The sequence below is a fragment of the Prolixibacter bellariivorans ATCC BAA-1284 genome (assembly GCF_000621705.1).
Lineage (GTDB): Bacteria > Bacteroidota > Bacteroidia > Bacteroidales > Prolixibacteraceae > Prolixibacter > Prolixibacter bellariivorans.
In genome coordinates this window covers 21,781-45,712 of the sequence record NZ_KK211332.1, presented here as the reverse complement: position 1 = coordinate 45,712, position 23,932 = coordinate 21,781, and the positions used below count along the sequence as shown (strand labels likewise).

The 23,932-nt window shown below is 44.3% G+C and carries 23 protein-coding genes; 19 read left to right on the top strand and 4 right to left on the bottom strand.

Features of this window, described 5'->3' with window-relative positions; translation table 11 throughout:
• Positions 1-103: 103 nt before the first annotated feature.
• The 13 genes from T426_RS0119355 to T426_RS25330 all read left to right on the top strand — a co-directional run bounded on the left by T426_RS0119355 (position 104) and on the right by T426_RS25330 (position 10,554).
• Complete coding sequence (locus T426_RS0119355; RefSeq protein ID WP_025865055.1) at positions 104-1,006, top strand: ARMT1-like domain-containing protein; 903 nt, start codon at positions 104-106, stop codon at positions 1,004-1,006.
• A 24-nt stretch (positions 1,007-1,030) separates the two neighbouring features.
• Complete coding sequence (locus T426_RS0119350; RefSeq protein WP_025865056.1) at positions 1,031-1,351, top strand: NifB/NifX family molybdenum-iron cluster-binding protein; 321 nt, start codon at positions 1,031-1,033, stop codon at positions 1,349-1,351.
• A 1-nt stretch (position 1,352) separates the two neighbouring features.
• A complete protein-coding gene (locus tag T426_RS0119345; RefSeq protein ID WP_027586151.1) occupies positions 1,353-1,550 on the top strand; it encodes a DUF5320 domain-containing protein in 198 nt (65 codons plus the stop codon).
• Between the two features lie 2 nt (positions 1,551-1,552).
• Positions 1,553-1,750, top strand: a complete 198-nt coding sequence (locus T426_RS25640) for a DUF5320 domain-containing protein (protein WP_081782471.1) — start codon at positions 1,553-1,555, stop codon at positions 1,748-1,750.
• Positions 1,751-1,836: 86 nt separating this feature from the next.
• Positions 1,837-2,706 (top strand): ATP-binding protein, encoded by an 870-nt coding sequence (locus tag T426_RS24380; protein WP_025865057.1) that lies wholly within the window; start codon positions 1,837-1,839, stop codon positions 2,704-2,706.
• On the top strand, positions 2,703-3,608 hold the full coding sequence (locus T426_RS0119330; RefSeq protein ID WP_025865058.1) for a 4Fe-4S binding protein: 906 nt from the start codon (positions 2,703-2,705) through the stop codon (positions 3,606-3,608). The genes T426_RS24380 and T426_RS0119330 overlap by 4 nt, the downstream gene beginning before the upstream one ends.
• 41 nt (positions 3,609-3,649) lie before the next feature.
• Positions 3,650-4,462 carry an Mrp/NBP35 family ATP-binding protein gene (locus tag T426_RS24375; RefSeq protein WP_025865059.1) on the top strand — a complete coding sequence of 271 codons (813 nt, stop codon included), beginning with the start codon at positions 3,650-3,652 and terminating at the stop codon, positions 4,460-4,462.
• Positions 4,463-4,522: 60 nt separating this feature from the next.
• Positions 4,523-4,987, top strand: a complete 465-nt coding sequence (locus T426_RS0119320) for a NifB/NifX family molybdenum-iron cluster-binding protein (RefSeq protein ID WP_025865060.1) — start codon at positions 4,523-4,525, stop codon at positions 4,985-4,987.
• 12 nt (positions 4,988-4,999) lie between these two features.
• Positions 5,000-5,941 (top strand): radical SAM protein, encoded by a 942-nt coding sequence (locus T426_RS0119315; protein WP_025865061.1) that lies wholly within the window; start codon positions 5,000-5,002, stop codon positions 5,939-5,941.
• The gene (cobO, locus tag T426_RS0119310; RefSeq protein WP_027586150.1) at positions 5,941-6,456 is read left to right on the top strand and encodes a cob(I)yrinic acid a,c-diamide adenosyltransferase; all 516 of its coding nucleotides are present in this window, start codon (positions 5,941-5,943) and stop codon (positions 6,454-6,456) included. Before T426_RS0119315 ends, cobO begins: the two co-directional genes overlap by 1 nt.
• Before the next feature lie 75 nt (positions 6,457-6,531).
• Positions 6,532-8,772, top strand: coding sequence for a TonB-dependent receptor (locus T426_RS0119305; protein ID WP_036984672.1), 2,241 nt, complete (start codon positions 6,532-6,534; stop codon positions 8,770-8,772).
• Between the two features lie 107 nt (positions 8,773-8,879).
• The gene (locus tag T426_RS0119300) at positions 8,880-10,241 is read left to right on the top strand and encodes an FAD-dependent oxidoreductase (protein ID WP_199898637.1); all 1,362 of its coding nucleotides are present in this window, start codon (positions 8,880-8,882) and stop codon (positions 10,239-10,241) included.
• A gap of 82 nt (positions 10,242-10,323) precedes the next feature.
• A complete protein-coding gene (locus T426_RS25330) occupies positions 10,324-10,554 on the top strand; it encodes a hypothetical protein (protein WP_051539021.1) in 231 nt (76 codons plus the stop codon).
• Positions 10,555-11,193: 639 nt separating this feature from the next.
• On the opposite strand, the gene T426_RS0119285 is transcribed toward T426_RS25330, so the two are convergent.
• The gene (locus T426_RS0119285; RefSeq protein ID WP_025865065.1) at positions 11,194-11,391 is read right to left on the bottom strand and encodes a hypothetical protein; all 198 of its coding nucleotides are present in this window, start codon (positions 11,389-11,391) and stop codon (positions 11,194-11,196) included.
• Between the two features lie 200 nt (positions 11,392-11,591).
• Between T426_RS0119285 and T426_RS0119280 the strand changes: the two genes are divergently transcribed.
• From T426_RS0119280 to T426_RS0119265, 4 genes are read left to right on the top strand one after another with little or no spacing between them, the layout of a single operon-like run.
• A complete protein-coding gene (locus tag T426_RS0119280; protein WP_025865066.1) occupies positions 11,592-12,347 on the top strand; it encodes a hypothetical protein in 756 nt (251 codons plus the stop codon).
• The gene (locus T426_RS0119275; protein ID WP_025865067.1) at positions 12,347-12,781 is read left to right on the top strand and encodes a DUF5675 family protein; all 435 of its coding nucleotides are present in this window, start codon (positions 12,347-12,349) and stop codon (positions 12,779-12,781) included. The genes T426_RS0119280 and T426_RS0119275 overlap by 1 nt, the downstream gene beginning before the upstream one ends.
• Positions 12,759-12,989: a hypothetical protein gene (locus tag T426_RS0119270; RefSeq protein ID WP_025865068.1), complete on the top strand. Its 231-nt coding sequence runs from the start codon at positions 12,759-12,761 to the stop codon at positions 12,987-12,989. The genes T426_RS0119275 and T426_RS0119270 overlap by 23 nt, the downstream gene beginning before the upstream one ends.
• Positions 12,986-13,198, top strand: coding sequence for a hypothetical protein (locus tag T426_RS0119265; RefSeq protein ID WP_025865069.1), 213 nt, complete (start codon positions 12,986-12,988; stop codon positions 13,196-13,198). Before T426_RS0119270 ends, T426_RS0119265 begins: the two co-directional genes overlap by 4 nt.
• Positions 13,199-14,848: 1,650 nt before the next feature.
• Here T426_RS0119265 and T426_RS0119255 read toward each other — a convergent pair.
• Positions 14,849-16,162, bottom strand: coding sequence for a nucleoside hydrolase-like domain-containing protein (locus T426_RS0119255; protein WP_025865070.1), 1,314 nt, complete (start codon positions 16,160-16,162; stop codon positions 14,849-14,851).
• Between the two features lie 67 nt (positions 16,163-16,229).
• Complete coding sequence (locus tag T426_RS0119250; protein WP_027586148.1) at positions 16,230-17,459, bottom strand: glycoside hydrolase family 88/105 protein; 1,230 nt, start codon at positions 17,457-17,459, stop codon at positions 16,230-16,232.
• Positions 17,460-17,663: 204 nt separating this feature from the next.
• On the opposite strand from T426_RS0119250, the gene T426_RS0119245 reads away from it, so the two are divergent.
• Positions 17,664-18,425, top strand: coding sequence for a DeoR/GlpR family DNA-binding transcription regulator (locus tag T426_RS0119245; RefSeq protein WP_025865071.1), 762 nt, complete (start codon positions 17,664-17,666; stop codon positions 18,423-18,425).
• Positions 18,426-19,089: 664 nt separating this feature from the next.
• Here T426_RS0119245 and T426_RS24365 read toward each other — a convergent pair.
• Complete coding sequence (locus T426_RS24365; protein WP_199898638.1) at positions 19,090-19,980, bottom strand: DeoR/GlpR family DNA-binding transcription regulator; 891 nt, start codon at positions 19,978-19,980, stop codon at positions 19,090-19,092.
• 720 nt (positions 19,981-20,700) lie between these two features.
• On the opposite strand from T426_RS24365, the gene T426_RS0119225 reads away from it, so the two are divergent.
• The gene (locus T426_RS0119225; protein WP_081782473.1) at positions 20,701-23,922 is read left to right on the top strand and encodes a SusC/RagA family TonB-linked outer membrane protein; all 3,222 of its coding nucleotides are present in this window, start codon (positions 20,701-20,703) and stop codon (positions 23,920-23,922) included.
• Positions 23,923-23,932: the final 10 nt, after the last annotated feature.

The following is a 23,932-nucleotide window of genomic DNA, read 5'->3' as shown; positions in this document are numbered from 1 at the left end:
GTTCATTTAGTTTCATACCTTTGTTTCATGAACAAAAGGTTTTCATTCAGGACGTAGTTAATAAACATGTTTTGATGAAAAGCCTTTCCTAATAGAATAAGTTATGTTCCCGGAATGCGTCACATGTATTGTAAAGCAGACAGAACAGTTCCTTCAGAGACATTGCCCGGATAGTGAGCGTGCAGATGAAGTTACACTGGATATCATACGCTTTATGGCGAGTGCTGAAAATGAGCTAAAAACGGCACCGGCATTACCTTCCTTTCTGAATGACTTGCTTGAAAGGCGATGTCGGTTGAAAAAGGCAATCAGAGACGACTCGAAGCATTGCAATGATCAATTTCTACTGCTGGAAGAGACGATTCGGAATGATATTTCGAAATCGATTAACCCGATACAAAGAGCGCTGCTGTACACATTAGCTGGTAATTATGTCATGAATCATCAGGGAGCACTGGAGAACCTGGAATTGTCTTTGGTGTCTGCTGCTCGTTTGCGACCTGTTATTGATGATTCAGGGAAGTTATTTGACCGGGTCAGAAAAGCCAATGCCGTATTGTTTATAGGCGATAAAGCGGGCGAAATAGTAACCGATAAATTATTGCTGGAGCAATTGCAGCATCCGAAGGTTTACTACGGTGTCAGGGAAAAAGGAGTTCTCGATGAGGCCACAGTTGATGATGCCCGGGACGCGGGAATTGAACGTGTGGCTCAAATAAAAGGTATTCCGCAAGAACTTACATCATTCAGTGATTTATCCGGGAACAGCACGTTCGGACGAATTTATCGGGAAGCGGATGTCATTATTTCCAAGGGCCCTTCCAACTTCTGGAAACTGCATAACGAAACAGATAAAGAGACTTTCTTCCTGTTCTCAACGAGATGTCAGGTGATTGCTAATCTGCTGAAAGTTGGCATTGACGACCCGGTTGTGATGTATGGCAAGCGTTATCAGCAAAAAATTATCGGGGTTGAGAAATACGAGACTCTATGCCATGAACTATAAACTATAAATCGAAAAAAGCATTGTATGAAGACAATTATAACTTCTAAAGGTAGCGAACTCACCGCTCTGTTTGAAAAACGATTTGGGCGGGCAGCCTATTACTGCATCTATGACGAGAATTCAGAAAGCATATCCTTTATCCCGAATGAGCAAGCGAATGCCCATGGTGGAGCCGGAACGAATGCTGCCGGAAAGATGCTCGAATTGGGAATAGAAAGAATTGTTAGCGGAGACATCGGTCCTAAAGCTAAGGATGTACTTGAAAAATTTGACGTCGAGATGATTTCTCTGACCGATACCGGCCAGACGATTGAACAAATAATTCGACAACTAAAAACTAAATGACATGCCACGATTAAACGGGACAGGCCCGGAAGGGAAAGGTCCAAAGACCGGACGGAAACTGGGCCGTTGCAAAGAACCGGAAGATTTTACCGGTAAAAATAAACTCGGTACCGGCCTTGGCAAACGCCGAAAGAGTGGCGGAGGCAAAGGTCGTGGACAACGATTAAAAAGTGGATTTATACCAAAAATAGGGAGGTAAATATGCCTGGATTTGACAGAACCGGACCGTTGGGAAAAGGTTCCCGCACCGGTAGAGGATTTGGAAAATGTGATCCTGAAAAAGGGGAAAGCCCCGATGAAAGCGACAATACCCGATTCGGACGTGGATTGGGTAGAGGGCGCGGAGGCAGAGGAAGAGGTCTGGGCCGTGGCATAGGCCGCGGCAGAGGTCGATTCTAATGTTCATAGTTGTAAATGACGATAATCGCGTTACTGGAAAGTGCGCGATTATCTGTTAACAATGTCGTTTTAACAAATCAGAGTTTGTGAAAAAGATAGCGGTAGCCAGTGGAAAGGGAGGTACCGGAAAAACAACGGTATCACTGAACCTGTACAGACGTTTTTCCATGGATGGAGAAGATGTTGTGTTATACGACTGTGACGTAGAGGAACCCAATGATGCACTTTTCTTTCCGGAGAAAATAATGATAGAAAAAAAACCGGTCAATCAGTTGATTCCGGTTATCGACAGCGAGAAATGTCAGTTTTGCCGGAAATGTGTGACGTATTGTGAATTCAATGCCATAGTCATCATTCCATCCGTTAAACTCGCGCAGGTTAATTCCGATTTGTGTCATAGTTGCGGTGCTTGTTCTGTTGCCTGTCCGTCGGATGCCATAACTGAGAAACCGGAATCAATCGGGCAAATAACAAAATACAACATTGGTTACGGACAAGGTTTGTTGGAAGGACGTTTAAAAATTGGTTCGTCCATGCAGACTATGCTGATAAAAGAGCTGAAGAATGAATTTCCCGAACAGGGTTCACTTCTTATTTATGATGCTCCGCCCGGAACCAGTTGCCCGGTAGTGGAAACAGTGGCTGATGCCGATTATGTGATTCTGGTGACGGAGCCCACACCCTTTGGCTTGCATGACCTGAAGCTTACAGTGGAATTGCTTGACGAATTGGAGAAACCCTATGGCGTCGTAATCAACAAGAGTGGCTTGGGGAATCATGAAACACACAAATTTCTTTCCGAAAAAGAAATTGAAATTCTGGGAGAAATACCTTTTAGCAGGGAATATGCAGCAGAGTATGCCGCAGGGAATCTTTTTGAAAATGTTCCGGAAGAGTTTGAAACTGTATATCAACAAATCACCGGGAAGGTAGGACATCATTTGGCTGAATTATGAAGGAGATTACGATTTTAAGCGGAAAAGGAGGAACCGGAAAAACCAGCATTACGGCTGCACTCTCATCTATTGCTGCCGAAGCTGTTTTTTGCGATAATGATGTGGATGCGGCTGATTTACACCTGATATTGCAGCCCGAAATTAAGGAGCGGCATATTTTCGAGGGTGCCTGGGTTGCATCGATTGATGCAGATAAGTGCGATGGTTGCGGAATTTGCCAGTCGAACTGCCGGTTCAATGCCATTCATTTTCTTCATGGTCATTACGAGATCAATCCATACCAATGTGAAGGATGCCGGTTGTGCGAACGGACTTGTCCGACTGGAGCGATTACATCCACCCGTAGCAGGAATAACGAGTGGTACATTTCCGATACGCGTTTTGGCCCGATGGTTCACGCGCGAATGGGGCCGGGAGAAGAGAATTCAGGGAAACTGGTTACGTTGGTCCGGAACAAGGCCCTTGAATTAGCAGACGATAAAAAGGCTTGTCATATCCTGAATGATGGTCCGCCCGGAATTGGCTGCTCTGCCATTGCGGCTGTCTCCGGAACCGATCAGGTCTTGCTGGTGATTGAACCGACCCAATCCGGATTGCACGATTTGCAGAGACTAGTGGAATTAGTTAATTCTTTTCGGGTGCCCATGGCAGCGCTGATAAACAAACATGACCTGAATCTGGAGGTAACCAAACAGGTTGAAATATTCCTGGAAAACAAACAAATACCGTTGCTGGCCCGAATACCGTTCGATGATACGGTTGTCAAGGCAATGATTGAAGGCAAGTCGGTTATCGAGTTTGCTCCCGATTCAACCATAACGAAGCAATTGCGGGAAGTATGGCGACAGATTACTAAGGAAGAATCTCTTACATCTGGCAAAAGTTTCATTCATCACAACTGACAGAATTATTAGGTAATCAACTCAGATATAGAAATGAACTCATGGAAATAAAGGAAATACAAACGAAGATTTTACCGGAAGTGGAAAATATTATTCTGGTAGCTTCAGGAAAAGGCGGTGTAGGGAAATCAACTGTAGCGGTTAATCTGGCTGTGGCTTTCATGCGCGAAGGCTATGCTACAGGAATTTTGGATGCCGATCTGTACGGACCTTCTGTTCCGATGGCCTTAGGCCTTGAAGATGCCCGTCCCCGGGTATGGAAAGATAACGGGAAAGAGCTGATGGAGCCCATTGAGAGGTTCGGTATCAAAGTGATGTCGCTTGGTTTTCTCATGCAAAAGGAAGATGCGGTCATCTGGCGCGGCCCTTTAGCAACCAGTGCCCTTACCCAGCTGATTGAAAATACCCGTTGGGGAAAGCTGGACTATTTGGTGATTGATATGCCGCCCGGAACCGGTGATATTTCCATTACGCTTTCACAGAAATTTCCACGGGCAAAATCAATTATTGTTGTTACGCCGCAACAAATGGCCATTGCTGACGGACGAAAAGCTGCGCATATGTTTGTTGCCAACGGCGTTGATATTCCAGTAATTGGCATTGTGGAGAATATGGCCTGGTTTGTACCGGAAAAACATCCCGATGAAAAGTATTACCTGTTTGGGAAAGGAGGAGGCGAACAACTTGCCCGGGAATATGGCGTTCCATTGCTTTCGCAGATACCGTTGATGGCTGATGTTTGTGAGTTGAGTGATCAAGGTAAGAACTTCTTTAACTCCGGAAATGCAATTCTGATAAAAGCATTTGAAGAGTTGGCGCAAAAAATCGATCAGGAAAAGGAAGTACCGGCATAAGAATTATGTCGTGGATATAGATATCAATTATTTCATGCCATTATCTTAAATCATATGCTTATGAAAGAATCTTTGCGCTTCGCTTTTGCGGTTAATCAGGGGCATGCTTTTGAAAAGAAGCATTTTGGCGAAGCTGAACGTTTCCTGATTTATGAACACCGGGATGATGAGTTGAGTATGATCGATGAACGTCAGAATCCATTCATTCAGTCCGGCGAAGAGTTTCTGCACGGTTCTCCCCGGAAAGGAAGAGCAATCATCAGCTTTTTGAACGAGCTGGATGTCGATGTGTTGGTTGCGAGGGAATTTGGCCGCAATCTTCACATGGTTCGTGAGCATTTTATTCCGGTGATTATATCTGCCACATGTATAGGCGAAGTGACTGAGGTTCTTTTAAAGCACATTTACTGGTTAAAGGAAGAAAAGCGAAAAACTGTCAATCATTTCGGGTTGTATCAAATCAACCTGGGGATTTTGAAGATGCCCGGGAAATATGATAAAAACCGACTTCAGGAAGAACAATAAATTAATTGTCAAATGATAAGTTTTGGTCCCATACCATCGCGGAGGTTGGGCAAAAGCCTGGGAGTAAATAATATTGTCTCTCCAAAGGCATGCTCATACAACTGCGTATACTGCCAGGTAGGCAAAACCAAACGGCATACGAAGGAACGAGAGGCCTTTTATCGTCCGGAAGTTATCTATCAGGAGGTACAACAACATCTTAGACGATTGAAACCAGATGACTATCCTGATTATTTAACCTTTGTTGCTAATGGTGAGCCAACCCTTGACATTCATCTGGGCAAAGCCATTGAGCAATTGAAAAAACTGGGTATTCCAATAGCCATCATTAGCAATGGATCTTTATTGACAAAGAAAGATGTCAGGGATTCGTTGTCACTGGCCGACTGGGTTTCGGTAAAAGTTGATGCTGCGGACGAAGAGAACTGGAAAAAGCTAAATCGCCCGGTAGCGGGTTTGACATTTGAAGCCTATTTATCCGGACTTCATTCATTTGCCGATGAGTTTACCGGAATATTATGCACGGAATCAATGTTAGTTCGGGACTATAATGACGCAGCAGGTCATTTAGAACGGTTAGCCCGGTTGGTTAAAGAATTTCATCCCGATAAATCTTACTTATCAATTCCTACCCGACCTCCGGCAGACAACAGAGCTGACGCTCCCATCGCGAAACAACTGATTATGGCCTGGCAGTTCTTCAACAACGAAGGATTGAACACTGAGCTATTAACCGGTTTTGAAGGTAAACATACCGGTTATACCGGAAACGCATTTGATGACATTCTCAATATCACGGCTGTTCATCCATTGCGCGAGGATACCATGGAGGAGCTTCTTTGGAACGATAAGTCCGATACTTCGGTGATAAGTTCCCTACTGCATATGCGTCTAATCGACAAGGTTAAATACAAGGGAAAGATATTTTACTATCGACAATACAGGCCTATATAATGAAAGGATATGTTCAGGTTTACACAGGTAACGGAAAAGGAAAGACCACGGCTGCAATTGGCCTGGCTGTTCGAGCTGCCGGTGCGGGAAAGAAAGTTTTCTTTGCTCAGTTTGTGAAAGGTTGTACTTATTCAGAGCATGAGGCAATTGCTCGTTCTCTTCCTGAAATTTCAGTCAGGCAGTATGGTCTGAAATGCTTTATTGTCGAAGAAGCTTCGGAGGAAGATATCAATGCAGCCCGGCAAGGATTGGAAGAAGTGACCACGGTCTTGTCTTCCGGAGATTATGATTTGGTTATTCTGGATGAGGCTTGCATTGCTGTTCATTTTAACCTGTTTTCTTCGGAAGAACTAATTAGGGCTATTCAATCTCGTGAGAAACATACCGAAGTGGTTGTGACCGGAAGATACGCCACGCCTGATCTGATAACTATAGCCGATTTGGTGACTGAAATGAAAGAAGTGAAACACTACTATAGACAGGGGCTAATAGGTCGGAGAGGGATTGAATTTTAATGTGTCTGTTGCGCGTTTTTCAACATTCGGAAAATAACCAGACTAATTGTAGCGAAATAAACTAATACACTAAATATGAACTCACCTGTTCCATTTATGCGAATGATTTGGCTTGCTTCTGTTTTGCTTTTTACTGTGATCGGGATTGGATTAGCCCAGAATGAAATTAGCGGGAAAGTCACTGATGCAGCCAGTCAGCAACCCATGCCTTATGTAAATGTATACCTGCCAGAGTACCACAAAGGCATGCAAACAGATGGTGCAGGAAAATTCGAGATTAAAAACATTTCAGGAGGGAAAGTACTGGTTCAGTTTTCGCATGTCGGGTATAAAACCATCTCAAAATTGGTTTCTGACGAGCATGAAAAAAACAACCTTTTGGTGGAAATGCAGCCGGCATTTATTACAACTGAGGAGGTAGTGGTTTCGGGCGGGACTTATTCAACGCAGCATCAAAACGCCATGAAAATTGATCTGCTGAAAAGCCGTGATATTGAGCAAGCCGGGACTCCTTCGTTTATGGATGCTCTGGCCCGGATGCCCGGGGTCGATTTGATTTCGAAAGGGCCGGGAGTTGCTAAGCCGGTCATTCGTGGATTATCGATGACCAATGTCCTGATGTTGAACAACGGCGTAAAAATGGAGAACTTCCAGTTTTCGGAAAATCATCCCTTCCTGGTCGATGAATTCGGAACCGATCGGGTTGAAATCATCAAAGGACCAGCCTCGTTACTATATGGTTCCGATGCGGTAGGCGGAGTTATCAACGTGGTGAAGGAAAAACCGGCTCCGGTTGGCAAAATTGTGGGAGATTATCATATACAGTATCACTCTAATACCCGGGGCGTTGTCAGTAATTTGGGATTGAAGGGAAGCACAGACCACTTCTATTGGGGACTTCGGGGAGGTTTGAAAAGTCATGCCGACTACCGGGATGGAAACAATCAATATGTCCCCAATTCACGTTTTAACGAATACAGTGTGAAAGCGACTGCCGGATGGAACAATTCCCTGGGACTTTTTCGTTTATATTATGACCTCAATCGTCCAAAAATCGGGATGACTGTTGGTGATGTGATTCCGCTTATTCATGAAAACGGAAGGGAAAACAAATACTGGTACCAGGATTTAACCAATCACCTTTTTTCATCCCGGAATACGTTGTTTATCAAAAAATATAAGGTTGATGTAAATGCAGCTTATCAAATGAACAACCGGAAACTGCAAACGGATAACGGCAAGCCTGTTTTTGAAATGGTCGATATGGACCTGAGCACCTTTTCCTACGAAGTGAAGACCTATTTCCCAACAATGTCGACATCGGAATATATTCTGGGAATTCAGGGAGCCAACAAAACGAACCGAAATCATGAGGCCCCCAATCATGTGTTGCCGGATGCTGATGTGAATGACTTCTCCTTTTTTGGACTGGCTCAGTCAACATTTTTTGACAAACTGAAATTGCAAACGGGGCTGCGATACGATTATCGGCATATTTCAACGGAAGCTGAGCAAAACAAAGATGCGGTAAAAAACAATTATGGAAATGTGAGTGCATCATTTGGAGCGACGTATGATTTCTCAGGAAAAGTACTGTTAAGAGCTAATGTAGCATCGGCGTACCGTACACCGAATATTGCTGAGCTGACGGAAAATGGGTTACATGGTGTACGGTATGAGCAGGGAAATACTGATTTGAAGTCCCAGCGCAGCTACGAAATGGATATGAGCTTCCATTGGCATACACCAGGTTTTATGTTCGATGTTTCAGGATTCAGCAATCATATCAACCGGTATATTTTCATTGCACCTACCGATGCTACCACTACCGAGGGATTTAAAATTTACCGGTACACCCAGTCCGATACCCATTTATACGGAGGAGAGGTGGCGGTAGATGTTTTGCCTGTTCACTGGTTGGCTATCAATACCAACTATTCAATGGTCATCGGGAAACAGAATAGTGGCGGGTATCTCCCCTTTATTCCGCAAAATAAACTGAGGACCGAATTACGATTTCAGAAACACCAACTTGGCGTTTTGCATCAGGCTTTTTTCTGTGTCGGAAGTTTGTTGGCTGCAGAACAGAAGCATCCGGCCTTGTTCGAAACGCCAACGGATGGCTATTTCCTCTTACACGCAGGAGTGGGAACTGAAATCAAATGGGCCAACCAGATGATTGCTTTGTCAGTTCGGGGAAACAATCTGTTGAACCGGGCCTATGTGGATCATTTATCAACGCTAAAAGATTTGGGATACGACAATATGGGACGGAATATCAGTTTCAGTATACGCATTCCCTTTGGAATCAACTGATTTCCGTTGCTTGTTTCTACCAATATGAAACACTGCAGCGGGCCGCTCAAAAGATAATTTTTCCGGTTAAACCGGAAGTGTGTAAACCTTGAATAGAATTAGATATTATGAAAACAACTGATGTATTAGTAATTGGAGGAAGTGCGGCCGGTATGGTTGCGGCTATAACCGGAAAATCATCTTATCCGGATAAGAAATTTACACTGGTCAAAAAGCAAAAAGATGTAATGGTTCCCTGCGGAATACCATACATTTTTGGCACGTTGGGCGATAGTGCCAAAAACATCATGCCGGTCGATGCCCTGATGGCCAAAAATGAAATCGAGTCCATTGTGGACGAAGTAACGGCCATCGATGCAAAAGCCAAAACCGCTCATCTGGCCGGAGGCGATACCATTCAGTTCGGTAAGCTCATTGTTGCCACCGGCTCTGTTCCGGTCAAACCCAAATGGCTGACCGGGGCCGAAAAGGAAAATGTTTTCGTGATTCCAAAGGATAAGATTTATCTCGACGAGATGAAACAAAAGCTCGCTTCTTGCAAGCGTGTGGCGGTCATTGGTGCCGGCTTCATTGGTGTGGAGTTCTCCGACGAATTGGTGCGGGATGGGAAAGAGGTCATCCTGGTGGAAAAAGAACCCTCCATTTTGAGCCTGGCATTTGATGTAGAGTTGTCCGATCGAATCCAAACCATGCTCCAAGATCGAGGAGTGAATATCATCACTGGCAACGGTGTGAAAGAGATTGTAGGTGGCGATACAGTGACGGGCGTACGTCTCGAAAATGGTCTCACCGAGGAGGTCGACGCGGTAATTCTCTCTATGGGCTACCAGCCGAATACAGCACTGGCCTCCAAATCAGGCATCAATGTGGATGAAAGTGGATTTATTGCTGTTGACGAATACATGCGCACCCATACCCCCGACGTATTTGCCGTGGGGGATTGCGCACAGAAACGTGATTTCGTCACACGCCGGCGCGTATTTACCATGTTGGCCTCTACAGCCTGTGCTGAGGCCCGTATTGCCGGCATGAACTTATTTAATTTGCATGTGATTAAAACTTTCAGTGGTACCATTGCCATCTATTCTACTGCTATTGGTGATACAGGTTATGGGACGGCCGGTATAACAGAAGCCCGGGCATTGGAAGAAGGTATTGAAGTAGTAACGGGTTTCTTCGAAGGCGTTGATCGTCATCCGGGTAATTTGCCCGATGCTCACAAGCAGTTGGTAAAACTGGTGGTTGCCCGTCGTTCGGGAATCATCATTGGCGGTGAAGTAATTGGTGGATTGAGTGCCGGAGAGTTGACCAATGTCATTGGCCTGGCCATCGAAAACCGGATGTCCGTTAATGCGTTATTGTCGTCACAAATCGGAACACATCCGTGTCTTACAGCATCCCCCGCCGGTTATCCTTTGATTAAAGCAGCAGAGATTGTGGCCGGAAAAATTGCCAGTGGAAAACCATAAATAAGAGAAGTTGGATAAATTGGAACCGGTCAGGTTATGTATCTGCTGATGATAGTTTTTTCTTATCATAAAGTATTTCATGATGAGTGAAGCTTTATGTTGTAATGAACAAGAAAAACTATATGTACAGGTTACCTGCCTGACCGGCTGTAAGGTATATGGTGACACACTGAATGTGTTAATGATACTGGAGGAGAAATGTCCTTCTTCAGAGGTGGATATTTTGCGTCAACAACTGGAGAATATCCTTCGTTACGAGCATCTGGAGATATTTGCTAATACAAATCTTTTTATGGAGCCTTGGCTGGAATGAGTTGGATTCATTTTGATAATGATGGCTGCTGTAATCAGGGGGATGGCAGGCTTGAATTGGATATAAACTATTTAACCGACTAAGACATGAAAAAGATCGTCCTCCTGTTCCGAATTGAAAGATACAAGTCAGCATTGCTCAATGCAGAACATCGACTTTACTCCTAAAAACCATGTAAGCCCATATTTGTAAAATGCCCCCTCCCTGCGTGACAAAATCAGTGAAAAAGAAATAAGGTATTGTTGGCTACATCAGGAAAGTTTAATAGAGATAAAAAATACAGAATATTTATAAAGACTTTGAAACTGGTAAAATAACATTAGACGAGGCAGGGAAACGGCAGGAAGCATAAAAAAAGAGTTATGAATTGAATTCATAACTCTTTGATTTTCAAACCGTCGGGGTGACAAGATTTGTATCATATGCTGTATGTCGTATGAAATCAGTGGATTAGCAGAACAGTTTCCGTGGAGGTCACTGTGTGGTTCTCAATTCTTTTGAAATGGAATGAACGCGATTGATGTGCCTCAACTATCCACTAAGTTAGAATTCCTGCTTTTTGTTTCCAACTAATTGGTATTAAATTGATTTAAACTTTATGGGAAAGTGATGAAGTGGTGCTGTGGTTGTCGGTTAGGGCTAATCGACAAGGTACTGGCGGATGGTGGAAACCGGCAAACCGGTGTAGTTAGCGAACTCCTCAACGGTGATGAACTGATGGGAAGCTTTTCCCAGCTCCTGACGGATTTTGGTCAGCAGCCTTCTCCCCGACCGTTCGCTTTTACCGGTTATCCGCTGCACATCTTTGGGGTAAATACAAGTTCGGTGCAACAGCATAATTTGTACTTTATCTATACTTTATCCTTACCTAAATTCCGGAGAATCTTCCGGAATATTCAGAAGAAATTTAATAATAATCTTCCATCCTGACAGACATTTAGGGACAAATGGCCCGTTTTGACCTATCGCGGAAGGTGGTTTTTGCCGTGGTGCAGTGGTTACGGTAACTTGTTGGAAGTAACCAAAATCTATGCGTTATGGCAAGACAAAAGGGGTTGATTAAACTGGAGGGAGCGATTGGTGATCTTTCCTTCTACAAGAGCGGTGGAGAGTATTATGCCCGCACGAAGGGTGGCGTCGATGCTGACCGCATCAAGAATGACCCGGCGTTTGTGAGGACGCGTGAAAACGGGTCGGAGTTTGGCCGGGCCGGGAAAGCGAGCAAGCTGCTCCGGAACGCGCTGCGGCAGCTGATGGTGCATGCCGCCGATAACCGGGTTTCGAACCGGTTGACCACGCAGATGCTGAAGGTTATCCAGGCCGATGAGACCAACGCCCGCGGTGAGCGTACCGTGAGCGACGGCAACCCGGCTTTGCTGAAAGGGTTTGAGTTCAACGCAGGCGCCCAGCTGGCAGGAACCATTTATGTTCCTTTTGCCACGGCCGTCGACCGGGTAACCGGCGCGTTGGAGGTGTCGCTGCCGGCACTGGTACCCACGACCGATTTGGCAATGGTGCAGGATGCTACCCATCTCCGCTTTGGCGCTTTGGGGGCAACGGTTGATTTTGAGGGGGAATCTTTTTCTACCAAAATGGCTGTGAGCGATTTTGTGGAGATTGACAGCGTGGAACACGAAGCTCAGTCGCTGGAGGTGCAGATTGACGCTGCGAGTCCGTCGCCGATTTTCCTGGCCTTCTCCATTGAGTTCTTCCAGATGGTCAATGGAGAGGCTTACCCGCTGAAGAGTGGTGCCTTGAATGCCATGGCCATTGTCGCGGTTGATCTGCCGTAGTGGACCTGGAACTCTACCGGAGTTATTTCCCCAGTGGAACGAATGGTGTGGTTTATTGCCGGGGGAAGGTAATCTGCCACACCATTGAATTGCCCTGGCGGGCCAATCAACGGAGAATTTCCTGTATCCCGGAAGGGAGTTATCACCTGAAGGCACGTTACACGGATAAACGGGGTTGGCATCTGCAGGTTGTAAAAGTTCCCGGGCGCACCTGGATTCTGTTTCACCCGGCCAATGATGCCCTGCGCGAGTTGTTGGGATGCATTGCACCGGTGACCAAACTATTGGGGCCCGGCTACGGGACTCAATCAAGGCCGGCGAATCAACGATTACTGAATCATGTATTGCCGGCTATTCGAAGAGATGAAGAAGTCCTTCTTCACATTACACGTAATTCCAAAATGGTTGGATATGAATATTCTGAAAAGAGCTAAAGCACGCACCCCGAAATTTTTCCGGGTATTAAGAACTATCGGGCTCGCCCTGGCGGCAGCCGGGGGAACATTACTGGCGGCACCGGTTGCTTTACCGGCAGCCATTACGACACTGGCCGGGTACCTGACAGTAGCCGGTACCGTTGCCGGCGCTGTCAGCCAGGTGGCTGTGGAGGACGAAGAGTCCGGAAGCGATGAAGTGCCGTGAGCATGCCGGCGGTTGATGGTGGGACCCGCGCCGGTACGTTAGGCGGAACGCTGCTGAGTACCCTGGTGAACCTGACGGGGCAGGATTTACTGGAAACGGTGCTTTTAGCTGCTGTCGGCGCGGTAGTGAGTTTTGTTGTTTCCCTGACGCTGAGCAGGCTGGTCAGGGGCAAGTGGAGAAAGAAGTCGCCTGGTGGTGACGGTGTGTGAGGTTTGTGTGGAAAGGCCTTCCGAAAGGGAGGTCTTTTTTGATCCAACGTTTTAAGTGTTAAGAATTAAGTTATAAGACAATAGATTACAGACTTTAGACCGTAATTATTTTTCCAAAGAAAACAGAAACCGAAAAAGAAAAAAGAAAGCCAGCCAACAGGCGGGCCGGCTGAAGGCAAGGTTTTTGGCAAAAATACAATTCGACGAAGGAGGATGGAGATTTTTTCCAAAACCCGAAGGGCCTGACCTTGCCTGGTGAATAAGTGTGCTTATGTTGCCGCCCGCCTAAATTGGGTGGCTTTTTTCTGTAAAGAATTAATTACACGAATTATGATCCACGGATATTCACTGATTGATTTCACTGATTTTCACGGATGGTGGCTCATGTATAGGCTTTCGTTGAACGGAGTGTGTGTGAGTTGGGAAAGAAAGTGGGTGCGGGATGTGAGGGAATGACAATGATGAGGTGACATGAACGAACAGGCCGGGCCGGCTTTGTGCGGTGTCGAAGGTTGTTGACTTCCGGGCCTTTTTTTGCCAGGTTGGGCAACGGCCTGCAGGCACTGGGTGAAATGGAGAACGGGAGAAGATGAGAGGGGGAGAAAGTGAGAAATGGAGATTGGGAGAAAGGGAGAAAGGCGAAGGCAAAAAAAGAGAATGGGAGAATATGAGAGTGGGAGAAAGGGAGAAACGGTGATTGAAACGGATTTACGCGGACGGATGACGATGCTATGGAATGGTGGTGTGGTTGGGGCTTACTGATTTACATAATTAGGTTATAGGACAATCTGGCCCACGGTTGGGATGTGGGGTTGTTCCTATTAACTGCATGTTATGTAAATTCAGTTGGTGTAGGGAGGGTGTTATTTGGGGCGCAACGCTGCCAGGGGCGCTATGGGGGCAGCGGTCTTTTTGTTGGGACACCCGGGATGGCTACAGCTTTTTGACTACGCTCCTAAGACTACGTAATAGATGGACGAAATGGCATTCAGCTAAACGTACTGAAACCTCTAATTACCGAAAGGCAAAGTGCTGTAATAGGGTTGGCGGTGGCCACACGAAAAGTGTGACTCAAATAACAGCCGGCGTGCGAGTGTGAGATGGCTATTTCTGTATAAATGCGAATTTCACGAATTAAGGCAGCGTACAAGGACTACCCACATGAATTACGCGAATTATGTCCACTGATGCACACGGATTCGTTTCACGGATTAACACGGATGGCAGCTTCATGTATAGCCGGGGGTTGAACGAAGCGGGAATGCGACGGAAAAGAAAGCGGGTGCGGACTGTGAGGGAATGACAATGATGAGGTGACATGAACGAACAGGCCGGGCCGGCTTTGTGCGGTGCCGAAGGTTGTTGACTTCCCGGCTTTTTTTACCTGGTTAGGCAACGGCCTGCAGGCACGTGGGAAATGGAGAAGATGAGAGGGGGAGAAAGTGAGAAATGGAGATTGGGAGAAAGGGAGAAAAGGTGATGGGGAGAAGGTGAGAATGGGAGAAATGGTGAGAGTTAAAAATCAATTTTTTTTTGAAAAACCTTCTTGAGCAAGATGGAAAACGTGCTGTAACTTTACTGAAAATGATTGATGAAAACATGCGGGCTCTGAGATTATTTGAGTTTCAGAGCCCGCTGGCTATTCCAATTTTAGTTAGCAATCCATTCGAATCTTTTTGCCCAGTCCATAAGGAAATCCTTACGCCACTTGGCTATTGTTTCCGTTCCCTGGTATTGTTCGACGTACAGGTCTTTATCTGTTCGATCGCTCCACCAGTTGTTTAGTTTGGCGTTATCTGGATTCTCTGCTCCCGGCCACGGATTTGCACTGACGAATTCACCGGTTTGCCCCTGTAAACTTTTTACAGAGCAATTCACGGTGTATTTCCAGTTGCCAATTCGTTTGGGTACGAAACGCACCTTGAAAACACCATTGCCAGCGTAAAATCCATTAATGCGCTGTCCATCAATTTCCATCCAGATTTCCGGATTTTCATTGGCAGCGATATTTTCTTTCGAATCAAATGTCCAGGTCACAACGCTGTAAGTCGGAACCGTATCAGTAGTTGTTGTATTCTGGTTGAAATTTCGAAACGCACTATACGGAAGCTTTGTAAAACTGCCTCCCCAACTTTGCCCTGCCGGGTTATCCGGATTTCCGTTAAGCAGGTAGGCAACCGAGGGCGAGTCACCCATTTTTATTGAACCACCGTAATAATTGCCAAAATCACTTCCGAGCGCTCCTTTCCCTTTTATGTATTTTTCGTAAAACGCTTTGGGTTTAAGGTCAGGATTGGCACTATTGTCAATAATCCACCCCCGATAGGTCGAGTTATTTTCGATCATCCACAAATTGGGAAAATTTCGGGCGATGTATTGGTAAGGACTTACACTCCATTTTTTATTAGGTCCACCAATCCAGTAAACCCGTATTTTTGAGGCTATCGACGGGGCATCATGCAGAGCCTGTGCCACATCGTCCAGTCCGCCCCAACAAAGTATCCACAAAGGTTGAGGATTATCTGATTTCGCTTGTTTTATGATCCATTTTGAACCTTCGGAAGGTTCTCCCCATCCTTTGGCCGGATTTCCATCCGTAGCTCCCTGTTTCGCGACCAAACGCAATTGGTTAGGGGAAGGAAAATCGCCATGTTTTTTCAATTTAGGGTAGTCTTTTGCATACAAATCGATGATATGTAAAATATCTGTTTTTCGACCTTTGCCGTAAGGTGAAGCGATAATTCCATCCACCTGAAATTTATCCGCATACATCAGAAAATGAATCATGGATTGAAAATCATCCGGATCAGTACCACCAATATCTGAACTCACAATGACCCTTGGTTTTACTGCATGACCAGATGAATTGTTGTTCTTTTTGGAAGAACAGCTCAAAAGGCTCAAAGAGATTATTCCCAGGAAGAATAATCCATATTTACTCCAGTTTTCGATTCTGAATTTCATCTTAAAGAGCTTTTATGGTTAAAATTTGTAATTCGAATTTTGTAAATCGCATCTGAACGACTCAAAATTATTTGACCATCGTCCGTAAAACAGGATTGCTCTCAATCAATAGACTTTCCATAATAAAAGGACCAATGGCTTTGCCGTCATTTGATCGGACCGGTTCACTGATGTAGTATTTAAAAGTTCCATCGCGTCGGGTATTTCCTGCAGGTCCCAATCCGGCACCGGAACAACCTGAGGTAATTTCAAGATTCCCATTTTTATCTGTTTTTACGAAAGTGGCTAAAATCCCATTATAGGCTTTCATGGCCGGCTTAATATAACTACTATCTAAAATTCCGGTTTCAATTCCTTTAATCATTCCATAGGTAAACATGGTAGAGCAGGACGATTCCAGGTAGTTGCCTTTGCGGCCAGGCATGTTCATCACCTGGTACCAAACACCGGAATCTTTCTGCTGATAGTGAATAATGGCGTCCGTCAGGTTTTTGAACAGATTAACAAGTTTGTTGTGGTCTTTGTGATTTTTGGGTAAAAAATCGAGCACATCGATGGTGGCCATATATAACCAGCCTATACCTCTTCCCCAAAAACTCTTGGAAAGTCCGGTCTTCGGATCGGCCCAGAAAACACTTTTGCTTTCATCCCATCCATGATAATAGAGCCCGGTTTTTGGATCCTTTAGGTGTTTTTCAACTAATAAAAATTGATTGGTGACATCGTCAAAATTTGAAGGATTGCCGAAAGTAGCAATATATTGAGCATAAAACGGAGCCTCCATGTAGAGACCATCCAACCACATTTGATTGGTGTAAATCTTTTTGTGCCAAAATCCTCCCTGTGGTATTCTGGGTTGCTCCCGAAGCTGGTCCCGAAGAGTTTCAATCGCTTTTTTATAGCGCATATCCCTGGTCTTTTTGTAGAGCGCAAAAAGGATTTTTCCTGAATTAATATCATCGAGCTTAAAATCCTTCTTTTTATACCCCAAAATGTTTCCTGTCGAATCGATTAGTACATCCGCATACGTGTTTTTCACATAATTGAAATATTTTGGATTACCGGTCTCCTCCCATTCCCGAAGGAGTGCCTTGCAAACCAAGCCCTGAACATATCCCCAGTTGGGTTTCGACTGATAGTCCACCGTCCACGCCTTAGGATTGTTGTTCATCACTGATTCAGCCATCAATAATGAATAAGGTTTTTGATTGGTGTTCTCCTTATTTTTTGTTTTTTTTGATGTATCGCAGTGTGTAAATAAAAATGCGATAATACTCAAGTAAAAGATTACTTTCATGATAGCGTAGATTTTCCGGGTTCAATCAGAGTCCAAAGATATGTACTATTTTTTGAAAGATTTAGTTTGAGAAAGATTTAAATTTCGTTTGGCTTCGTTTATGCTTTTTATTATTTGTGTTTGGTCGTGTGGGGTGTAATTAGCAGGGCGAAGAAAAGAATTCAGATAAATTGTTAGAAGAACGTTCAACTTATACACAAAATAATGCTACCACATCAACGACGGGAGAAAATCCTTGACCTAATCAGAGAAGACGGGCATGCCAAGGTCGTGCAGCTTAGTAAGATATTTAAAGTCACAGAGGTAACCATTCGACAGGATCTCGAGAAACTGGAGAAAGACGGTTTTGTAGAACGGGAGCATGGTGGGGCGTACCTCAAAAATATTGGATTAAATGTAAAGAACATTGCTTTACTAAATCAGGATAATCTGTTGGAAAAAGCTATCATTGGTCGCAAGGCGTTGGAGTATATCAATGATGGCGACACCATTATTCTGGATTCTGGATCAACAACCACTGAAATTGCCAAATTAATCAACAACTTTAAGAACCTGACGGTTATTACCAATTCCCTGAATATTGCCCTGATACTTGGGGGGGTTCCTGAGATTAATCTGGTGGTAACCGGAGGAGAGTTCAAGGCACCTACGCTTTCATTAACCGGTCAGAAAGCTGCCGATTTTTTTGATGGGCTTCATGTGGATAAACTTTTCCTGGCCACTGCCGGAATCACATTGAAATCCGGCCTTACTTATCCCAGTATCAGTGATATTGTTGTTAAGCGCGCCATGATCGAGTCAGCCAATGAAGTTTACCTGGTTGCCGACTCCAGTAAGATTGGGAAAAGCGCTTTTGCCAGTCTTGGTGCTCTTTCTTTAATTGATTTCCTGATAACCGATTCAAAAATCAGGGAAGCAGACAGTAAAATGCTCCAAGACAATGACATTAAGATTATTATTGCGTAATCGTTTTGATGTTGGTGTTCAAAAGGCTTTTTTGATATTCTGTTGAGAATAGCAAAAAATCTTTCGTCGAACATTTTTACTATTGTTTACATTTTCAGCAAGTTCCTCTGTAATTTGTTCAATTAAGAATACGACTTCCATAAACTGGGGTGACAATGAAATTGATCCCGTAATTGTCAGTTTAGTTTAGTTTTCTTTTTACTTTTTTAAACTCTGTATTCTAAATGGATGAAATGTCAGGGAGTTGCCATCAATTGGGACTCGCTGAATATGAAAATCGTGTTGGAGAATGTTGACCTGATTGTTCCACCAATCAGGGTCGGTTGAATGCCTCCAGGGGGAGGTGAAAGGAGTCAATTGACTGATTGTGTCAGGTTACTTCAAGCACAAAGCAAGCTCCGGATTTGTCGACCAAATGTCTGGAAGAATAGCTAAAGGAAGGCTCCGAATCAGCTGTAAAGGCAGCACAAGTCCGGGGCGTGACTTTGTGGGTTCCTAAAATTCGTTGGTAAAATCAGACTTGTTGCAAAAAAGGTTGGCAAACAAGAACCCTGATTACGGTATTAAGGTTGTTGATTAAATTAATTTTTTCCGTATGGGAGGAAAGTCCATCTTTTTGCAATTGGTTTTCGAAAGTAATTTAATGTGACGGGTTATGCCAGGTTTAGAGAACATTACTCGTGTCGGTTTTTGCTTTTATAAATTCTTTAGTTGTTTTGTCTTTTTGTGCAATAATCAATTCTATCTCGTGTTCTTCAAATACTTGTCGGTGTTTGTTTTTAATGCTTTCGTCAGTAATAATGTAGTCAACAATGGTCAATGCCCCCAGGCTTGCTAGTGCTTTTTTGCCTATTTTAGTTGAGTCTGCAACAAGATATGTCGTATCGGCGGCTTCAATCATTGCTTTTTTAACAACAATGTCACTGATACTGGGATAGGTGAGGCCTGCTTTTAAAGAAATTCCTGCAGTTGCCAAAAATAATTTGTGGACATTTAACCCGTTAAAAGAATCTGCCGCTTTTTGCCCTGTCAATGATAAAGTTGGGGCTTTAAACTCACCGCCGGTAAGAATTGTATCAATTCCAGGTTCTGTCCCGAGGATAAGTGCAATATTCAATGCGTTTGTAATAACGGTTATATTCTTCAATCCTTTTAACCTTTTTGCTATTTCAGTGGTTGTGGAGCCACAATCGAGGATAATCGTATCTCCACTTTCGATAAATTCCAGACATTTTTCGGCAATCAATGCTTTCTTGTCCATATTCTCCTGGTGGACAAGCGAGAAGTTTCGTACCTGGTCCTCAACATTCTTCAGAAAGGCACCACCGTGTTCCCGTTCAACGAAGCCGTCTTTCTCCAGTTTCTCGAGATCCTGTCGGATGGTTACCTCAGTAACTTTAAATAATGCGGACAAAGAGGCAACTTTAGCCGAACCGTCTTCTCTCAAAAGTTCCAATATTTTCTCGCGCCGTTGATTTGGCAGTAAATTTTTAAGTTTCATTCTCTTACCATTTTTTTTATGTTGCTCAGAGTCAATAACTAATTGTTTTTTCAAATACAATCTCAATATTTGATTCCCTTGCTCAATACATTTTCGAAATTAAAATATTTCGTTCGGAACAATAATGATTCATTAGATCAGGCAATTACGCTCTGACTGAGCTAGTGAGTTAATAGAACGTAAATGTTAATGTTCGAAAAAATATTCAGGTAAACGAAAAAATAATTATTTATTTATTTTTTGCTTTTTCTTACGGGGCTATTGATTTTGGTTCTCATCTTTGGGTATCTAAGTGTATGTATAATAAGTAGATATAGAGCCGAAGATTGTGTCGTGATGAGCTAAGTGCCATACGTAAGTCATTTTTATGTTTGTTAAATTCTATGTAAAACTATTTGAAATTATTAACAAAAACGAAAGTAATCTACATTAATGTAAATAAAAAATAAATAAATTTTGTTAATTTTTACTAAAAACTTACATTTGGGTTGTGAAAACATATTGAAGATTTACGAAAAATAATGATTAGTATTTCGTATTTGCTATTGGGGAACAACCAAGATGTGCTGAAAGCTTCGTTTTTATTCAATGATTTTGATGTGCTTAGTGTTTGAAAGTATTCTATTCTTGGGTGTTTAGTGTTCAGTATTAAACCTAACAAAATAATCAATGGGAAATGGAGTCTTTTTTTAATCATTGAAATTGAATATAAAGAATCCTGTAAACTCATGGTTGTATGTGCTTCGCTTAATTCAAATCCAAATTTTAGCACCTATGAAAATGACAAAAGAGAAGAATCAATCGAGAGAAAGATTGATCGCGATGAGAACTCGACTCATGAGATTCTCCTCCTTATTATTCCTGGCGATTGTTGTGCAATGTCTGACGCCGGTTTATGCGCAGCAGACCATCACGGTGTCGGGAGAGGTTACTGAAGCTTCGGGAGCTCCGCTGCCGGGCGTAACTGTCGTAGTAAAAGGAACCCAACAGGGAATAGTTACTGCTGCCGATGGTAAATATTCGCTTACCAATGTACCCACGGACGGTATCCTTGTGTTTTCGTTTATCGGAATGAAAACTCAGGAAGTACCCGTTTCGGGAAAAACCACTATTAATGTAACGATGTCGGAAACATCTATCGGACTTGATGAAGTTGTGGCGGTAGGTTACGGTTCGGTGAAGAAGTCGGACCTGACAGGAGCAGTAGGCTCCGTAAGTGCGGACGATATTGTCAGTAAGGGAACGACCACCGTTTTGGAAGGTATCCAGGGGAAGGTTCCGGGTGTTGATATCACCCAGACCTCGGTCAAGCCAGGTGGTGGCCTGAGTATTCAGATCAGGGGCCAGAACTCGCTGCAATCGGGTAACCCGCTATACGTTGTTGACGGGATTGTGACTGGGGATATTGATTTTTTGAACCCCCAGGATATTGTCAAGGTTGATATCTTAAAGGATGCTTCATCTACCGCCATTTACGGTTCCAGGGGTTCCAATGGTGTTGTTATCATCACCACCAAGAACGCTGAAAATACGAAAGGTGGCAAATTGCATATTTCTTATGACGGCTATTATGGTGTCCGCCAGATTGCCCGTTTACCTGATTTCATGAGTGCCCGGGAGTTTGCCGATTACCGGGTGATGGATTACTATACTTTTAACCAGAATACAGGTCACTGGGAACTTCCGGAAGGTAGTAAGCCAGGGCCACTTGCAGCCAGGAACGATGGTTCCGGTGCTTATACGGTTGCCAACAAGCTCTACACGCAGGACTACACGGATTGGTTTGGCCTGTTGACCCGTACAGGGCACCAGCAGAACCATTACCTCAATATGTCTGGGTCGGCTAACAATCTGACTTACAACGTGGGAATGGGCTATCAGAATGAGGAAGGTAATTTCCAGCAGGAATACCTGGACCGCTATAACCTCAATGTCAGTGTGAACCACAAGCCATCGAAACATTTCCAGATGGGGGCGACGATCAACCTGTCTCAAACTACTTATGACGAAGGTTATCCAAATGCATATAATGAACTGAACAAGATGGCACCGTACTGGAACGCGTATGCGCCAGATGGAAGTATCATTGCACAGCCGGGCGCCGATCCTGCTCTTAATTCGGATCGTGGACAGACCGGAACGCTCAGCCCGTTGGCGGAAGTTGCGGCTGGTAAGAACGAAACGAGGCGTTATGATGTGCTGGCTTCGGCTTACATGGAAGTAAGCCCTTTTGATGGTTTGACTTTCAGGTCCACACTTGCTCCACGGTTTTACCGAAGAAGAAAAGGTGTTTTTAACGGTATCATCCAGGACACCTATTATGGATCAATTCCCAGGCCGACGCGGGAAGCAAGTTCTGACAACACGGAATCCTTTGATTACTCATGGGACAATGTGCTCACCTATAAAAAAGATATCAATGATGTCCACCACATAACCGCAACAGGTCTTTTCAGTACCTATTCTACCCGTACCGAAAGATTAAAGGTAGATTCCAAGGGTATGCCTTATGACTCAGATTGGTATAACCTTTTTAGTGGTGATTTTAACCCGGCGAACAGTTCATCTTCCTATTCGGAGACTTCTCTGGTCTCTTACATGGCCCGATTGAACTATGACTACAAGGGTAAATACCTACTGACTGCATCAATGCGTTATGATGGTAGCTCCAAGTTGGCGGACAGATGGGCCTCGTTCCCATCCGCTGCAGTGGCCTGGCGTGCATCGGAAGAATCCTTTCTGCAGGCCGACTGGTTATCCAACCTGAAACTGCGTTTCAGTTATGGTCACTCGGGGAACAACAACGGAGTAGGAGCTTATGCCACCCAGGCAGGTCCTGATGTAGGCAGTACAGTACTCTATAACTTTGGAGGTGACGTTTGGACTGGTTTTGCTCCTGGTAGTCCTGTAAACCAAAGTCTTACCTGGGAGAAGACCCGGGAGACAGACCTAGGGCTTGATTTTGGGTTTTTTAATCAACGGATAAACGGTTCAGTGGACGTTTATGACAAGCTGTCCGACGGATTGTTAATGAGCCGGAAACTGGCCGTTGAAAGTGGCGTGGCAAGCATGAGTGATAATATTGGTTCGGTACGCAACAAGGGGATTGAGGTCGCGCTGAACACTGTCAATGTGCAAACCAAGAACTTTTCATGGACCACCAGTTTTACCTTCGCCAAAAACAAGAATGCGATTGTGTCTTTGTATGGAAGGAAAGTAGATGTGGTTGGAGAAAAGCGCTTTATCGGGGAGCCGATCAATGTAATTTATGATTACCGCGTCCAGGGTGTCTGGAGTCAGGCCGACTATGATGCCGGTAAAACCGTTTATGATAATCATACGGCACTTCCCGGGGAGGCACACACCATTGACACGAACGGAGACGGTAAGTTAACCGCTGACGATAAAGTTATCCTGGGAACTCCAGATCCCAGTTGGACCGGAGGAATGAGCTCCAATATGAAGTTTAAGAACTGGGACTTCTCGTTTAACATCATTACCAAGCAAGGCATGTTGATCGACGACGACTTTTCCCATATCTACCTGGACCAGGGCAGTCGGAGTACTGTAAAACTCGCCAGCTATGATTATTATATGCCAGCGGGTGTACCGGTTATTGACTGGAATAATTTTGTACTGGATGCCAACGGTTATGCAACTAATGTGGGTTGGACAACCAATACCACAGAAAATGTAAACGCGAAGTACCCGATCTTCAAGAATGCGAACAACAGCAACTTTAACGGCAATACTGCCTACTACCAGGATGCATCGTTTGTTAAAGTGAAAAACATTGTGTTGGGGTATACCTTCCATCAAAACGCTGTTTTCGACAGGGCAGGGATCAAACGTTTGCGTGTTTACGCCAATGTTCTAAATCCTTTTGTATTCACCAACTACCCAGGTTATGATCCCGAGTATGCTGTATCCAGGGTCAGGGACGGTAATGGCCCGGCCAATGTGACTTATCAGTTTGGTGTCAATCTTCAGTTCTAATAAAAAAACA

Excerpts from the sequence above, each read along its gene's own strand:
- T426_RS0119245 (WP_025865071.1), top strand. The coding sequence starts at position 17,664 with ATGCTACCACATCAACGACGGGAGAAAATCCTTGACCTAATCAGAGAA.
- T426_RS0119355 (WP_025865055.1), top strand. The coding sequence starts at position 104 with ATGTTCCCGGAATGCGTCACATGTATTGTAAAGCAGACAGAACAGTTC.
- T426_RS0119270 (WP_025865068.1), top strand. The coding sequence starts at position 12,759 with ATGAATATTCTGAAAAGAGCTAAAGCACGCACCCCGAAATTTTTCCGG.
- T426_RS0119250 (WP_027586148.1), bottom strand. The coding sequence starts at position 17,459 with ATGAAAGTAATCTTTTACTTGAGTATTATCGCATTTTTATTTACACAC.
- T426_RS0119345 (WP_027586151.1), top strand. The coding sequence starts at position 1,353 with ATGCCACGATTAAACGGGACAGGCCCGGAAGGGAAAGGTCCAAAGACC.
- T426_RS0119285 (WP_025865065.1), bottom strand. The coding sequence starts at position 11,391 with ATGCTGTTGCACCGAACTTGTATTTACCCCAAAGATGTGCAGCGGATA.
- T426_RS0119225 (WP_081782473.1), top strand. The coding sequence starts at position 20,701 with ATGAAAATGACAAAAGAGAAGAATCAATCGAGAGAAAGATTGATCGCG.
- T426_RS0119330 (WP_025865058.1), top strand. The coding sequence starts at position 2,703 with ATGAAGGAGATTACGATTTTAAGCGGAAAAGGAGGAACCGGAAAAACC.
- T426_RS25330 (WP_051539021.1), top strand. The coding sequence starts at position 10,324 with ATGAGTGAAGCTTTATGTTGTAATGAACAAGAAAAACTATATGTACAG.
- T426_RS0119320 (WP_025865060.1), top strand. The coding sequence starts at position 4,523 with ATGAAAGAATCTTTGCGCTTCGCTTTTGCGGTTAATCAGGGGCATGCT.
- T426_RS0119300 (WP_199898637.1), top strand. The coding sequence starts at position 8,880 with ATGAAAACAACTGATGTATTAGTAATTGGAGGAAGTGCGGCCGGTATG.
- T426_RS0119350 (WP_025865056.1), top strand. The coding sequence starts at position 1,031 with ATGAAGACAATTATAACTTCTAAAGGTAGCGAACTCACCGCTCTGTTT.
- T426_RS24375 (WP_025865059.1), top strand. The coding sequence starts at position 3,650 with ATGGAAATAAAGGAAATACAAACGAAGATTTTACCGGAAGTGGAAAAT.
- cobO (WP_027586150.1), top strand. The coding sequence starts at position 5,941 with ATGAAAGGATATGTTCAGGTTTACACAGGTAACGGAAAAGGAAAGACC.
- T426_RS0119280 (WP_025865066.1), top strand. The coding sequence starts at position 11,592 with ATGGCAAGACAAAAGGGGTTGATTAAACTGGAGGGAGCGATTGGTGAT.
- T426_RS0119315 (WP_025865061.1), top strand. The coding sequence starts at position 5,000 with ATGATAAGTTTTGGTCCCATACCATCGCGGAGGTTGGGCAAAAGCCTG.
- T426_RS25640 (WP_081782471.1), top strand. The coding sequence starts at position 1,553 with ATGCCTGGATTTGACAGAACCGGACCGTTGGGAAAAGGTTCCCGCACC.
- T426_RS0119255 (WP_025865070.1), bottom strand. The coding sequence starts at position 16,162 with ATGAAATTCAGAATCGAAAACTGGAGTAAATATGGATTATTCTTCCTG.
- T426_RS0119305 (WP_036984672.1), top strand. The coding sequence starts at position 6,532 with ATGAACTCACCTGTTCCATTTATGCGAATGATTTGGCTTGCTTCTGTT.